We start from the raw sequence: 13,849 nt of genomic DNA, 5'->3' as shown, positions 1-13,849 counted from the left end.
AAGGACGAATGAGCGGGGTGCTTTCCGACACCCTGCCTCTTTTTCAGCCATGAGAGGGCAGGGTCGGCGCCGAAGCTGCCGATCTCCCCGTCGAAGGACTCGTGGGGAGATGCCGGGCAGGGCAGAGGGGGGTGAAGGAACGCGGCGTTGTTCCAGCTTGGGTTCCTCTCCCCCGTCGATCGGGGGAGAGGTGTCGAGCGAAGCTCGACGGAGTGGGGGTCGATCTTCATCGAAGCATGCTTCCGCCTGACTACCGCTTGCTTAGGTTTTCTTGCCTGCCGGGTTATACCTGTCTTACGGCGGCGCGTTTGGCGATGGCTTCCCCCACTCCGTCGCTGCTTCGCAGCGCCACCTCTCCCCCCTCCGGAGGGAGAGGAAGGCCGCCAAGGTTGGCGAACTCGTGCCTTCCAGCCGATAGATGGGTAGGGGGAGATTTTACGGTGTCGCCGCGTCGCCAAACCATCGTGACGCGGTCCCGCTCAGCTCCTCAAGGTCAGGCTCCGCATCTGCGGCCCAGGCGACGAAGCCATCCGGGCGCACGAGCAGGGCGCTCAGGCCCAGTCGCTCCCTGGCGTCGACGGCGACATAGGTGATGCGCCCGCTCCAGCGGTTCGCAAGCGATTGCAGGGCAGGGTGGGCATCGAAGTCCAGAAGCAGGCCTCGCCCGCTTCTCAAGCGTTCGCCGAGCTTCGTCCCGTCGGCCAGTTCGAAGTCCGGTGCGCTGCGGCCAACCAGCGGATGGCTGCCGCCGAGGTCGTAGCGCAGCGAAATACCCCACACGCGCTCGGCGAAATAGGTCGCGCCGTCGCGCGTGTCGATGAGATCGCGGATAATGGCTTCAAGCGCGCGCGAACTGCGGCTTGGCCGCATCAGTGCGACCTGGGCGCGCGACCAGTCGAGAACCTGCGCGCCAACTGGATGCCGCTCATTGAAATAGCTGTCGAGCAGGCCGGCCGGCGCGTCGCCGCGAAGGGTGGCGGCAAGCTTCCAGCCGAGGTTCATGGCATCGCCAAGTCCGAGATTGAGGCCCTGGCCGCCCAGCGGGGAATGGATGTGGGCGGCGTCGCCGGCGAGCAGCACCCGGCCGTTGCGGTAGGCGGTCGCCTGGTAGGCGCGATCGGTCCAGGTGGTGGCGAGCCGCAGCGCCGTCAAGGTGACGTCCGTGCCGGACACGCGGCGCAGCACTGCCTGTACGTGCTCTGGTGTGATCGGCTCTGTGCGGTGGAAGGCGCCGCCGTCGAACTCGACCATTGCGATGGTTCCTGGCCGTGAGTAGGCGTACATGCCCGTCGGCGTGTAATGGCGGCCAAGGCTCAACCTGTCCGGGTCGACCATTTCGACCTCAAGGGAATAACCGGTGAATTCGGGATCGGTGCCGGTGAAGGCAAAGCCGCCAAGCTTGCGAACCGTGCTGCGGCCGCCATCGCAACCGACGAGCCAGCATGCTCGAAAGGTCTCGCCGCCGGCGCGGATGGTCAGATGTTCGTCCGACTGATCAAGGGCTTCGACGCCGAGGCCACGCCTGATCTCGACGCCCATCGCGCTTGCGCGTGCGGCAAGCGCGGTTTCGAGATGCTCCATCTCGACGGCCATGCTGGTGCCCGCCGAGCCGGGCAGGCGGTATGGCCATTTCGAGCTGTCGATGGCGTCGAGGTAGAACTGGATACCGGCGAAGTGGCCGCCGGGTCGGCGCTGCTGCTGCATCCAGTGCGCGTCGGCCAATTTGCCGCCGCCGGAGCCATCATTGGTGGGCGGCGCAATGTCTTCCAGCAGGCCGCGACGGTGAAACGCCTCGATGGTGGGCACCGTCAGGCCGCGCATACCGAAGGGGAGCCGCTTCAACGCAGAGCCGGGATCCTCGGCCTGCTCCAGCACAAGGACAGAGAGGCTCGCGAGGCGAAGCTCGCAGGCGAGAAAAAGACCGACCGGACCGGCGCCGGCAATCACGACATCATAGGGATTCGAGTGGTGGCTGTGCATGAACTGCTCCTTGGTCGATGTTCGACCGGAGCGTTCCTCGAGTTGAGTTCCACACGGACGAACGATGGGGCGCAATAGCGTCCGATGTTCGTCGCGGGGATCTCGTGCACGAAGCCAAAGACCAGAGCTCTCGTCACCGAGAGGAGTTGGGCTTACCAAACCAACCCTGCCTTTTCCGACAGCGGCTGTATAAGGGTGACGTGATCGATACGCAACAGGATGAGACGATGGTTTTCTGGATAGCGAGCGTGGCTGGATTGGCGATCGCTTATCTCTTCGGGTCCATACCCACGGGCTACCTGGCGGGGAAGCTGCTCAAGGGGATCGATATACGCGAGCATGGCTCCAGATCAACCGGCGCGACCAACGTGTTGCGAATGTTGGGAAAAGGGCCCGCCTTGGTGGTGCTGCTGGTCGATGTGCTGAAAGGCGTGGCGGCGATCGCCTTTGCCCGCTGGCTCTATGTATTGCCGTTTCTGACACCTCCGGCGGGGCTTGATCCGCAAAGGTTCGTGCCCTGGGCCGTCTGCCTTGCCGGACTTGCCGTGCTGCTGGGGCATGGCCGTTCGATCTGGTTGAATTTCACCGGCGGCAAATCCGCCGCGGCGGGGCTGGGCGTGCTCTTGGCGTTGTCCTGGCCGATCGGTCTGGGTGCCGCGGCGGTGTTTGGCGCGGTATTGGCTATTTCCAGGATTGTCTCGCTGAGTTCGATGCTGGCGGCGTTGACCGCGATCGCGCTTGTCTGCGGCATGGAGCAGCCCTTGGCCTACCGGCTGCTGGTGATCGCGGGCGGCCTCTACGTGATCGCACGCCATCGTGCCAACATCCGGCGGCTGCTTGACGGGACGGAGCCTCGGCTGGGGCAAAGCGGCCCGACCTCCATCCAGGGCGAAGAGACGCTACCGAACAACAACGGCTAGGGTTACGACGGCGAACGAACGCGCGACCTTGCCAATCAGCCGCTTCGTGCGAACGCGCCGATGCTGTCGAGCAGCGGCTGTTGGTCGCCGACCCAGAACCAGTGGTCGTGACCGGCGACCTCGATGAACCGTGCGCCCGGGATCCTGGCGGCGAGGAACCGCCCTGCCTCGACGCGCACGGCGCGGTCGCCGGCGCGGTGCAGCACCATCGTCCGGGCCGAGACCTTTGCCAGGAGATGACGGACATCGGTATCACTCAGTGCCTCCAACAGCCCCGCGACCGCGCCGGGACTGGAGGCAGCCCTGAGCAGTCCGGCCCACCAGGTCCGAACCTGGAGGTCACCGGCGAGACTCGGCGCGAAGGTTTCGATCTCCGCCGGACCACCCCAGCCGGCGAGCAGGCGTCGCTTCCACAGATCATATTGCGCGGCGGTCAGGGCGAAGGGATAGTCGGGGGCGTGGCTGCCTTTCGCGAGCGAGCCCCAGAGGACAAGGCCGCCGAGGCGATCAGGGTGATCCACGGCAAAACGAACACAACCCGGTCCACCCTCCGAGGCGCCGATGAGCAGGGCCCGGCGGCTGCCGGCCGCATTCATGACCGCCAGAATATCCTGCGCCGTCGCTTCGACGGTGGGGCGGGCGCCGACGCGGTCGGAAAGCCCCATGCCGCGCCGGTCGAACAGGATCAGGCGGCCCATCTGCGAAACCGCGGTGAGCCAGGCGCGACAGCGTCCGTCTTCCCAAACGCGCTCGACATGTGAAATGAAGCCGGGAACAAGCACGATGTCCATCGGGCCGGTGCCGACGATCTGGTAGGCGATGTGGATACCGTCGACTTCGATGTAGCGCGTTGCGGGGACGGCGGCATCATGCGTTGGCTGCTGCAGCAGGGCAAGGGTGGCGGGGTCCGGCGCTACGCCGAGTTCATCCCTCAGCAGCCGCACGCAGGATTCGACCTGGCGCTCGGCCGCCGCCCTGTGTCCGGCCGCCAGATGGGCACGGATCAGGTGACGGTGCGCGCTTTCGCTCAGGGGATCCAGTCCGGCCAGGCGTGTCGCGCTCACGACGGCAGCACGGGGCTCGCCATCGGCGATCTTGGCTTCGACCAGCCGTTCCAGCACCTGCACCAGGCGGCTGCGCAAGGCCTCGCGCCTGAAGAAAACCCACTCCTCGAATTCCGGACAATCCGGGACTGAGAAGCCGGCGAGATAGTCGCTCTGGTACGTGTCGGCCGCCGCGTCGAGGGGACCGACATTGCAGGCATGTTCGAAAAAGCTGGAGTCGACCTCGACCGACAGCTCCGGGTGCAGGACGAGCGATGCTCCGGTGGCGGCGATGAGCTCGCTGCCGAAAGCGATGCGGATTTTATACAGTGTGCGGCGAAGGCGTGCCCGTGCGGATTCTTCGTCGGTTTCAGGCCACAGAAGCGGGGGGGGGACGTCGCGCGCCACGGGTCCGCCGGCCTCTGCGAGATAGACCAGGAGCGCAGCCGCCTTGCGCAAGGCAAGCTCCACCCGCCGCCCGTTCAGGCGGAACTCCGGAAACCCCAGAAGTCGGAACGTCAATCGTTCCATCGAAACCGTGTGCGGCCGCCGAAGGGGTTTGAGAGGACGTTGAGGGGACGCCGGCCTTCTATCTACCCCACGACGCCGGGCCAAATGGGCCCGATCAGGAGACTCCCTTGGAGCGAGAAATGCCACTGGTCAATACGTTCACCCATCACTCTACGTTCGAGATCGATGCCGGCACCCCTGTCGGTGCCGCAACCATACGGCAGGGAGGCTGACACATGTGCCAATCCTGTCTTTCCTGGTACGCACGCTGCGTTGCTCCCTATTTCGTCCACGCCGGCTGTTCGGCGAACGCGTTCGCGCATATGCGGAGGCGCATGATCCCGCGGGCAGAGGGCATCGTCGTCGAAGTCGGCTTCGGGTCCGGCCTGAACCTTCCCTATTACGACGCCGCCCGGGTGAAGCGGCTGGTCGGCGTCGATCCCGACGGCACGATGCTCGGTCTGGCCGGACCGAAGTGCCGCTCCTCGCCATTCGATGTCGAATGCCTGCGTGCCGGCGGCGAAAGCCTGCCATTGGCCGATGCCTGCGCCGACACGGTCGTCGTCACCTATGCCTTTTGCACCATTCCGGACCCCGAGGCGGCGCTGAGCGAAATCCGGCGCGTCCTGAAGCCAACGGGGCGGCTGATCTTCATCGAGCACGGCCAGGCCGAGGGGCCGCGTTGCCGCAGGTGGCAGGAGCGCCTGAACCGCCTGTGGGGGCGGCTCGCCGGCGGCTGTCACCTCAACCGCGATCCGTTGGGCCTGATCCGCGGGGCGGGCTTCCACCTTATCGAAGAAGAGCGCAGGCGGTTTCCGCTGCCCTTCTGGCAATTGGGAAGCCACCACGCCGGCGTCGCGGCGCCGACAGGTTGATCGCCGTCGAGGCTCGGCGATCAAGTGAGGCTGAGCGTGCGCTCAGCCCTTCGAAATGCCGCGTGCGATCAGCCGGGCAAGGCGATCGGAAAATGCCCTGGCGTCGGCCGGCTTGTCGCCGTCGAGCACGCGCGCCTCGTCATAGAGGAGATGGGCCGCATCGTCCTTGAAGGCCTGTTCGTCCTCGCCAAGGCCGGCGAGCGCCAGCACGCGCTGGTGCCGCGGATTGATTTCCAGGATCGGCTTCGCCGCCTTGTCGAGGCGGCCGGCGGCATTGAGCAACCGCTCGAACTGACGGTCGGGGCCATGTTCGGGCGCGACCAGGCAGACGGCGCTTTCGGTCAGGCGATCTGATGCCTTGACGTCCGAGACGGCATCGCCGAGCGCCGCCTTGACGAAGGCCAGGAAGCCCTCGACTTCCGGTGTCGTTGCCGTGTCCGGCTTGGCGGCGCCGTCGGGCAGCGGGATGTCCGACAGTTCCGCCACGCCCTGTGTCACGGACTTGAACGGCTTGCCGTCGAAGTCCGGCGCCATCGTCACCCAGAAGCTGTCGACCGGGTCGGTAAGCAACAGCACCTCGATGCCGCGTGCCTTGAAACCTTCGAGCTGCGGCGAGGCTTCGAGCCGCGCGCGGTCGTCGCCGGCCATGAAGAAGATCGCCTTCTGGCCTTCCTTCATCGCCGCGACATAGTCTGCAAGCCCACGCCAGCCTTCGCCAGAGCCGGTTGAGCGGAAGCGGGCAAGCTTCAGCAATTGCTCGCGGCGCTCATGGTCCTCGTAGAGCCCTTCCTTGAGAACGACGCCGAAGTTCTCCCAGATACTCGCGTAGGCCTCGGCTTCATTCTCGGCCAGCTTGACGAGATCACCGAGCACGCGATTGGTCAGGCCCTTGCGGATCGCGGCCAGCAGCGGGCTTTCCTGGATCATCTCGCGCGAAACGTTGAGCGGCAGATCGGCGGAATCGACCAGCCCGCGCACGAAGCGCAAATAGCGCGGCAGGAGGTCGGCATCGTCGGTGATGAAGACGCGGCGCACATAGAGCTTCATGCGGCCCTTGCGGTCCTGGTCGAAGAGATCGAACGGGCGCGAGCCGGGCACGAAGGCAAGCACTGAGTATTCCTGCCGGCCTTCGGCGCGGAAATGGATGGTGGCGGCCGGCTCGTCATACTGGCCGGCGACGCCGCGATAGAAGTCGGTGTATTCCTCGGGCTTGATCTCGCTCTTCGGCCTGACCCAGAGTGCCGTACCATCGGCGATGTCGCGCGCCTCGGCGCCGGGTTTTTCGACGAGCGTGATCGGCACCGGCACATGGCCCGATTGCGATTTGGCCAGTTGCTCGAGCCGGTAGGATCCGGTGTAGGAGACGGCATCGTCCATCAGATGCAGCACGACGCGGGTGCCGCGCCTGGGGGCGGCTTCGAGCGGGGCGGGCGCGATCTCGTAGGAGCCCTTGCCGTCGGACGACCAGCGCCAGGCTTCCTCGCTTCCCGCCAGCCGGCTGACGACGTCGACCCGGTCGGCCACCATGAAAGCGGAGTAGAAGCCGACGCCGAACTGGCCGATAAGCTGGGTGTCTTCGGTGCTGGAACCAACCCGCTCGATGAAAGCGCGCGTGCCCGACCGCGCGATCGTGCCAAGGGCCTCGGCCATGTCGTCGCGGCTCATGCCGATGCCGTTGTCCTCGACGGTGATCTGCTTGTTGTCGGGATCGGCCGAAATCGAGATGCGTGGCTTGGGGTCATCGGCCAGCAACTCAGGCCGGCTGACGGCCTCGAAACGCAGCTTCTCGCAGGCGTCGGCGGCATTGGAAATCAGCTCGCGCAGGAAGACGTCCTTATCGGAATAGACCGAGTGCACCATCATGTGCAGCAGCCGCGAAACATCCGCCTCGAACGCCCTGGTTTCCGTCGCTTTCGTATCGGTCGTCATTCAGATTTTTCCCACGCTGTTCATCCGCCCGCCGCGCGGTAGCGCGTTCGGGATGTCCCTTTCAACCATTTTCAATAACGCTGGCAACTCGGCAGTTGCCAGCGCCACGACAATATCGTGATGGAATGGGAGAGTGACAAGAGGCTGAGAAACTGGGCGCCGGCGGCAAAACTGCCAATCTCCCCCCTAGTGGGGGAGATGCCCGGCAGGGCAGAGGGGGGCGCTGTCCCGCCGACTCTTCCAGTCCGTTCGCTAATCGCGATGTGTTCTCTCGTATCGACAGAAGAGCGGGGTTGGCGCCCTACGGCGCCCCCTCTGGCCTGCCGGCGTTCGTCGCTCGGAAAGCCCAGCAATTGGCTTTCCGTCCGCTGCGCGGGCCGCTCCTCACCCCCCACGAGTGGGGAGATTGGCAGCGTCCGTGCCGCGCGCTACTTCCCCGCCATCTGGTCGGCAAGCGCCTGCGCCTCGCCGACCAGAGCCGGGAAGGCCGCGTCTTTCGGCAACTGTTCGCCCATGCATTTGCGATAGTCGCCGTCGCCTTTTTCCCAGGCGGCATTGGCGGCATCATAGGCCGTTTCGTCCTGCTGCCCGGACGCCTGCGCGGCGAGTTTCTGGGCGGCTTCGTCGGCCGCGGTCCACAACGCTTCGCAGGCCGCGATCTTGGGAACAGGTGGTGTGGCGGGCGCCGAGGCGATCATGACGCTGTTGCCCTTGACCAGCGTGACGACGACCTGCTGCTCGTAGATCGGGCCGACATCCTGCGTCCAGCCGCCGAGCCGCGCAATGGCGATGTCGGCGCCATCAGGCTTCTTCAGCGGAAAATCGAGCGTGCCCAGGAAGGCGGCGTCGCTGTTGATCGCCTGGGTGTAGAAGGCGTCGAGCTTCAGCGCTTCGTTGATATCGGTGGGCAGTTTGAGCGCCGCGTCGGTCTCGGCGGACCGGGCCTGAAGCCAGCGGTCGAGCAGACCCCGCGTCGTTGCCAAGAGGCTCGGGCCGTCATCGCTCTTGGTGTATCGCAGCCCGTCGAGCATGCCATATCCGACATCGGCGTCGCTCAGGCTTTCCAGATTGATGGTGCCGGTTGCCGGGAAATCCTTGACCGCCAGGGGGCCGAGAAGTGCGGAGAGGCGCCCTTGGAGATCGGTCCGCGCCTTGGCATCGGCGGCATCGAGGTCTTCCACGGGAGCGTTCGCGCTGTTGAGCGCCGCGATGGCTGCAATCGCCTTGTCGCGCGCGGCAATATAGTCGTCCTCCGGCGATGCCGCGAAAGCCGCGCTGCTCGCCAGCGCGAACATGACCGTCCAGACCAGCCGCATGATGGGAATCTCTCCAGTTTCAGGGTGTTGTGCGGAAGACATTGTGCAACGAGCATGGTGAAAACATGGTCAGGTTTGCTTTCGCTTCTCCACCTCCGCCTTCCTCAGCAGGAAGCGCTGGATCTTGCCGCTCGGCGTCTTCGGCAATTCCGTCACGAAATCGATCTCGCGCGGATAGGCGTGGGCCGACAGCCGCTTGCGGACATGCTGCGCCAGTTCCTCGGCGAGCGCCTCGCTGCCCTTGTAAGCGGGCGCCAGGATTACGAAGGCCTTGACGATCTCGGTGCGCTGCGGATCGGGCACGCCAACCACGGCGGCCTCGTTGACCGCGGGATGTTCGATCAGCGCGCTTTCGACATCGAAGGGGCCGATGCGGTAACCCGATGAGGTGATGACGTCGTCGGCGCGGCCGATGAAGGAGACCGAGCCGTCCGGCTCGTATTCCACCGTGTCGCCGGTGCGGTAGTAGCCGCCCGTGATCGCCGGCGTTTCGGCCTGGTGGTAGCCATCGAACCAGCGCAGCGGCGAGTTGGCGATGTCGACGGCAAGGATGCCAGGCTGGTTGGGGCCGAGCTCGTTGCCGGCCTCGTCCAGCACCACCATGCGGTAGCCGGGCATGGCAAAGCCGGCAGAGCCCGCGCGGACAGGATGCGCGAGGCCGTGGTGATTGTTGACCATCATTCCGTTCTCGGTCTGGCCGTAATGATCGTGGATGGGCGCACCGAGGTGGGCGTCGAACCAGCGGATCACCTCCGGGTTTAGCGGCTCGCCGGCGCTGCTTACCACGCGCAGCCGGCCCTTGACGCGAGCGGCGGCGTCGGGACCTTCGGCGAGCAGCAGGCGGAAGGCGGTGGGCGAACCGGCCAGGCTGGTGACGCCGAGCCGCTCGATGACCTCATAGGTGCTCCTGGCATTGAAAGGTCCTTCGTTGAAGGTCGTGGCGATGCCGAGCTGCAGGGGGCCGGTGATGGCGTAATAGAGGCCATAGGCCCAGCCGGGATCGGCGATGTTCCAGAAGACATCGTCTGGACGAAGTCCGATCGCGTCACGCATATAGGCGCCGAAGGCCAGCAGCGCACTGAGCGGCACCGGCACGCCCTTGGGCAGGCCTGTCGTGCCCGAGGTAGACATCATCATGAACAGGTCGGAACCTTTGCGCATCACCGGCTCACAGTCGGGAGAGACGGCGGCAATGGCGGCACGAAAATCGATGTCGCCTTGCGGCAGGGTATCGCCTGGGTCGAGAATGGTTGCCACGCGCGGGCAGGTCTCGATCTCGTCGAGCTTGCCGCGATTGGCCGGATTGGTCACCACCAATTTCGCGCCGCTGTAGCCGAGCCGGTGCTCGATCGCTTTTGGGCCGAATGCGGTGAACAGCGGCTGGTAGACGGCGCCGATGCGCCACGTGCCGAGGATCAGCGCTACCAATTCGGGAATGCGCGGCAGCATGCCGGCGACGACATCGCCGGGGCCGACGCCCAGTTGCTTGAGCAGGTTGCCGACTCGGCCCGACATATCGGCCAGATCGTCGAAGCTGAATTGCCTGAGCTCGCCGCCGGCCGAGATCGCGCGCAGCGCCAGACGGTTGCTGCCGGTATGGCGGCCGCAGCATTCGACATAGGCATTGATGCCGGTCGCCGGGTCGCCGTCGAGCCTGGCGATCTCATCTTCGATGCGAAAGTGCTGAACAGCGTCCTCGTAGCGCGGCAAGCCGGTCCTGGTCATGGCAGTCCTCCCTGGCGGCGCCACATCTCCCCACGGAGCGCCGTCGCGGCGACAATGACATCAGATGGCGTGGATGGGCAATGAAGGAAGCCGGTCGCGCAGGCAGAAGAACCGGCGGGCGGAGCTAGGATCCTTGCCGGCTGTGTCCGGCGCTGGAGCCGTAGAGTGTGGCGCTGCACTCGCGCATCATGCGCAGCGCTTCTTCCTCGGTCAGGCCGAACTTGCGCATCATCCGCCGGATTTCGGGACTCACCGAGACCTCGACCGGTCTTGCCACATGACGCGTCTTCCTGGCCTTCTTCTTTGGCATCAGTGCGCATCCCAATCTGGTCCGGGCATGCTTCGCATCAGCTCTGCCCCGGCCTTACGGTGCCACGCCAGATCATCGGCGCATGGTAGATCATACGGCTGCCGGCACCGCCTTCGTCCCGCGCACCGGTGGCCAGCCGCACGGCGTGCGTGGCGATCTCCTCGATGGGCGGTGCGAACGTTGTCAGCCGGTATGACGCCCAGTCGGCCTGTTCGATATCGTCGAAGCCGATGACGCAAAGATCGCGCGGCACGCTGATGCCGAACTCATGGCGCGCCGCGTCCAGGAAGCCGCAGGCAATGAGATCGGTGACGCAGAACGCCGCATCCGGCCGCTGCCGGCCGGAAAACAGGCGCCTGGCGCCCTCGACGCCGGTTGCGTAGCCGGTGCGCCCTTCGCGCCACAGGATCATTTCCAGCCCTTCCTTCCGCGCGGCGGCGATGAAAGCCGTCTCGCGGACCAGGAGACTGGGCGTGCCGGCGGCCGACGTGACCAAGGCAGGCCTCGTGCAACCGGCGCGGATGAAGGCGTGCAATGCCGCCTCGGCGGCTGCGGCGTTGTCGACGCCGATGTTGTGCGGCCCGTCGAAGCGATCGTCGCGATTGATCAGGATCAGCCGCTGGCCGTTTTCGAGGCAGGTGCGGATCAGGACTTGCGGCGGCGAACCGGACAGCACGATGCTCGCATCGGCGCGATAATTCAGCGTGTTGCGCAATGCCTGATCGACATGATGGCTGGGGCCTGAGGTGTTGAACACCATGGCCACCTTGCCGGCATCCCGTAGATGCTGGGTCAGCACCCGCTGCAGGCGGGCGTGATAGGGCGTGTCGCCGTCGGCAACGATGAGGCAGACGATGCCCGTGGAAGCCCGCATCAGGCCGCGTGCCAGATGGTTGACGTGATAACCGAGCTGCTCGGCCGCCAGCAGCACACGCTCGCGGGTTTCTTCCGAGACGCTGGCGCCGGGGGTGAAGGTTCGCGACACGGCCGAACGCGAAACACCGGCGAGGTCGGCGACCTGCTGGGCGCTGGAAAAACCGTTGCGGGCTCTCTGGACGGTCAAGCGAAATGTCTCGCTGCTGTTTCTCGTGATTCCTTGCACGGCAGTGCAACATAGCGCAAGTTCCGAGCTATTGCTACTGCCCCACTTGACACCCGCGCCTGAATGAAACAGCTTTGCACAGCCGTGCAACAAATGCGGCACTGGAGGATTATCCTGTCCATTTCAGCGACGACGGTATCGAGGGCGCGATTGTCCGGACCGGCTGCATGAGCACGGCAGTGGCGCATCCTGGGGCGGACCGGCTGTCCGATGCCGAAATGGACAGGCGTGCCGATGTCTGCCGCAAGCTGCTCGCCTCGGCGGGAGAATTGGCGATGGAGGGATACTCCAGGCTCGACGCCACCCAGCCGGTGGCGATGAAAGGGCCGCAGGATTTTCTCACCGAAACCGACGGCAAGGTCGAGGAGCACATCCGTGCGACGCTGGCCGCGGCCTTTCCGCAGGACGGGTTCCTGGGCGAGGAGACCGGCGGCACCGGCTCGGTCCGCATGTGGGTCGTCGACCCGATCGACGGCACCGCCAATTTCATGCGCGGCATTCCGCATTTCTGCATCTCCATCGCCTTCGTCCAGGACGGCCGCAGCGAGATCGGCGGCATCTCCAATCCGGCCGTCGGCGAGACGTATTTTGCCCGTCGCGGACGCGGCGCGACGCGCAACGGCGCGGCGATCCATGTTTCGCCGACGCAAGCTTTCGACCGCGCCTTTGTCGAGTTCGGCTGGTCGCCCAGGATCCCGAACCGCGACTATCTGGACAAGGTCGCGCTGGTCTGGTCACTCGGCGCCAATGTGCGGCGCTCCGGCTCGGGAGCGCTTGGGCTGGCCTATGTCGCCGACGGCCGCTCGGATGCTTATGCCGAGCTTCACATCAATTCTTGGGACTGCCTGGCCGGATTGCTTCTGGTGGAGGAGGCCGGGGGCCGGGTGAACCGGTTCCTCGACGGCGAGGGCATGACGAAGGGCAATCCCGTGCTTGCCGCAGCACCAGGCGTGGCGGCGACACTGTCCCAGGTGATCGGAGTGCCGCTCGACGACGGTTGATTTCAAGAGCAGTTAAAGGGAGGAATATCGATGAAAGGTCCATTTGTTCGCAGGCGGGGCAGGGCATGGCTTGGTCTCGCGGCACTCGCCATTCGCCCGCCGTGGCGGAAGGAACCGTCGTCGGCATCGATTTCGACCCCGCAAAGATCGTGCTGATCGCCGGCGAATAGGGCTGGATCTCACCCCTAGAGGTTCGCCTCGGCGAAGATGCGCGCGGCCCAGTCGAGGAAGACGCGCAGCCGGGGCGAAAGCTGCCGGTTCTGCGGGTAAAGCGCCGAGAGTGGCGTCGGAGAGGGCGGATAGTCGGCCAGCACCTCGATGAGCGTGCCGTCGGCAAGATCCTTTTCGAAGCGATAACGTGGGGCCTGGATGAGGCCGAGGCCAAGCCTGGCCAGGTCGGCGGCGGTGTCGGAATTGTTGGCGGCGACGCGGCCCGGCAGCCTGACTTCGCGGGTCTTGCCGCCGACGGTGAATTCGAAGGGCAGCACCTCGCCGGTGCGCGACGAGACGAAGCCGACCGCCTGGTGGCCGTCGAGCGCGTCGGGGGAGGCGGGCGTGCCGTGGCGTTCGAGATAGGCGGGGCTGGCGCAGGTCATCTCGCGGATCATGGCCAGCCGCCGCATGATCATGCCGCTGTCGGGCGGCTCGCCGACGCGGATAACGCAATCGACGCCCTCGCGCACCAGATCGACCAGCCGGTCGCTCTGGCCGATCTGCAGGTCAATGCGGGAATGGCGGGCGAGGAATTCCGGCAGGCGCGGCAGAAGAAATGTCCGGGTGAGCAGCGTGCTGGCGTCGATGCGCAGCAGGCCGAATGGCTCGGCGTTGCGGAAGGCGGCTTCCGCATCCTCGATCTCAGCCAGGATCGACAGGCAACGCCGGTAGTAGGCCTCGCCGTCCTGCGTGGCGTTCACCTGCCGTGTCGTGCGTTCCAGGAGCCGCGCGCCGAGATGTTCTTCCAGCCGCCGGATCGCTTCCGTCGCGGTTGAACGGGGCAGTCCGAGATCGGCGGCGGCAGCGGTGAAGCTGCGCCGCTCCAACACGCGGACGAAGAGCCGCATCGTGTCCAGGCGATCCATGGCCTTTGTTCGCAGTTTCCGAATAGTGATGTCAATAGGTGACTGATTATCCGAAAGAT

At 65.6% G+C, this 13,849-nt stretch carries 11 protein-coding genes; 3 read left to right on the top strand and 8 right to left on the bottom strand.

The window, feature by feature from the left end:
* Positions 1-435: 435 nt before the first annotated feature.
* A complete protein-coding gene (locus LB568_RS26730) occupies positions 436-1,980 on the bottom strand; it encodes an FAD-dependent monooxygenase (RefSeq protein WP_224731693.1) in 1,545 nt (514 codons plus the stop codon).
* Between the two features lie 227 nt (positions 1,981-2,207).
* Between LB568_RS26730 and plsY the strand changes: the two genes are divergently transcribed.
* The gene (plsY, locus tag LB568_RS26725) at positions 2,208-2,900 is read left to right on the top strand and encodes a glycerol-3-phosphate 1-O-acyltransferase PlsY (protein WP_224731723.1); all 693 of its coding nucleotides are present in this window, start codon (positions 2,208-2,210) and stop codon (positions 2,898-2,900) included.
* Positions 2,901-2,935: 35 nt separating this feature from the next.
* On the opposite strand, the gene LB568_RS26720 is transcribed toward plsY, so the two are convergent.
* Positions 2,936-4,474 (bottom strand): alpha/beta hydrolase, encoded by a 1,539-nt coding sequence (locus tag LB568_RS26720; RefSeq protein WP_224731692.1) that lies wholly within the window; start codon positions 4,472-4,474, stop codon positions 2,936-2,938.
* Between the two features lie 314 nt (positions 4,475-4,788).
* Between LB568_RS26720 and LB568_RS26715 the strand changes: the two genes are divergently transcribed.
* The gene (locus LB568_RS26715) at positions 4,789-5,328 is read left to right on the top strand and encodes a class I SAM-dependent methyltransferase (protein ID WP_245265107.1); all 540 of its coding nucleotides are present in this window, start codon (positions 4,789-4,791) and stop codon (positions 5,326-5,328) included.
* 42 nt (positions 5,329-5,370) lie between these two features.
* Here LB568_RS26715 and htpG read toward each other — a convergent pair whose 3' ends face one another.
* From htpG to LB568_RS26690, 5 genes are all read right to left on the bottom strand, one after another.
* Positions 5,371-7,257 carry a molecular chaperone HtpG gene (gene htpG / locus LB568_RS26710; protein WP_224731691.1) on the bottom strand — a complete coding sequence of 629 codons (1,887 nt, stop codon included), beginning with the start codon at positions 7,255-7,257 and terminating at the stop codon, positions 5,371-5,373.
* Between the two features lie 428 nt (positions 7,258-7,685).
* Positions 7,686-8,573, bottom strand: coding sequence for a hypothetical protein (locus tag LB568_RS26705; RefSeq protein ID WP_224731690.1), 888 nt, complete (start codon positions 8,571-8,573; stop codon positions 7,686-7,688).
* A 69-nt stretch (positions 8,574-8,642) separates the two neighbouring features.
* Positions 8,643-10,298: an acyl-CoA synthetase gene (locus LB568_RS26700; protein WP_013894356.1), complete on the bottom strand. Its 1,656-nt coding sequence runs from the start codon at positions 10,296-10,298 to the stop codon at positions 8,643-8,645.
* Positions 10,299-10,422: 124 nt separating this feature from the next.
* Positions 10,423-10,608, bottom strand: a complete 186-nt coding sequence (locus LB568_RS26695) for a hypothetical protein (RefSeq protein WP_013894357.1) — start codon at positions 10,606-10,608, stop codon at positions 10,423-10,425.
* Between the two features lie 37 nt (positions 10,609-10,645).
* A complete protein-coding gene (locus tag LB568_RS26690; protein WP_013894358.1) occupies positions 10,646-11,671 on the bottom strand; it encodes a substrate-binding domain-containing protein in 1,026 nt (341 codons plus the stop codon).
* Positions 11,672-11,877: 206 nt separating this feature from the next.
* Between LB568_RS26690 and LB568_RS26685 the strand changes: the two genes are divergently transcribed.
* Positions 11,878-12,711, top strand: coding sequence for an inositol monophosphatase family protein (locus LB568_RS26685; RefSeq protein ID WP_013894359.1), 834 nt, complete (start codon positions 11,878-11,880; stop codon positions 12,709-12,711).
* A gap of 185 nt (positions 12,712-12,896) precedes the next feature.
* Here the strand turns inward: LB568_RS26685 and LB568_RS26680 are convergent, their stop codons facing one another.
* Positions 12,897-13,790: a LysR family transcriptional regulator gene (locus tag LB568_RS26680; protein ID WP_013894361.1), complete on the bottom strand. Its 894-nt coding sequence runs from the start codon at positions 13,788-13,790 to the stop codon at positions 12,897-12,899.
* Positions 13,791-13,849 lie beyond the last annotated feature (59 nt).

The sequence above is a fragment of the Mesorhizobium sp. B263B2A genome, from assembly GCF_020165775.1.
Lineage (GTDB): Bacteria > Pseudomonadota > Alphaproteobacteria > Rhizobiales > Rhizobiaceae > Mesorhizobium > Mesorhizobium opportunistum.
This window is presented reverse-complemented; position numbering and strand designations above follow the sequence as displayed.

Bases quoted from the DNA above. Each gene is read 5' to 3' on its own strand.
- LB568_RS26730 (WP_224731693.1), bottom strand. From the start codon at position 1,980: ATGCACAGCCACCACTCGAATCCCTATGATGTCGTGATTGCCGGCGCC.
- plsY (WP_224731723.1), top strand. From the start codon at position 2,208: ATGGTTTTCTGGATAGCGAGCGTGGCTGGATTGGCGATCGCTTATCTC.
- LB568_RS26720 (WP_224731692.1), bottom strand. From the start codon at position 4,474: ATGGAACGATTGACGTTCCGACTTCTGGGGTTTCCGGAGTTCCGCCTG.
- LB568_RS26715 (WP_245265107.1), top strand. From the start codon at position 4,789: ATGATCCCGCGGGCAGAGGGCATCGTCGTCGAAGTCGGCTTCGGGTCC.
- htpG (WP_224731691.1), bottom strand. From the start codon at position 7,257: ATGACGACCGATACGAAAGCGACGGAAACCAGGGCGTTCGAGGCGGAT.
- LB568_RS26705 (WP_224731690.1), bottom strand. From the start codon at position 8,573: ATGCGGCTGGTCTGGACGGTCATGTTCGCGCTGGCGAGCAGCGCGGCT.
- LB568_RS26700 (WP_013894356.1), bottom strand. From the start codon at position 10,298: ATGACCAGGACCGGCTTGCCGCGCTACGAGGACGCTGTTCAGCACTTT.
- LB568_RS26695 (WP_013894357.1), bottom strand. From the start codon at position 10,608: ATGCCAAAGAAGAAGGCCAGGAAGACGCGTCATGTGGCAAGACCGGTC.
- LB568_RS26685 (WP_013894359.1), top strand. From the start codon at position 11,878: ATGAGCACGGCAGTGGCGCATCCTGGGGCGGACCGGCTGTCCGATGCC.
- LB568_RS26680 (WP_013894361.1), bottom strand. From the start codon at position 13,790: ATGGATCGCCTGGACACGATGCGGCTCTTCGTCCGCGTGTTGGAGCGG.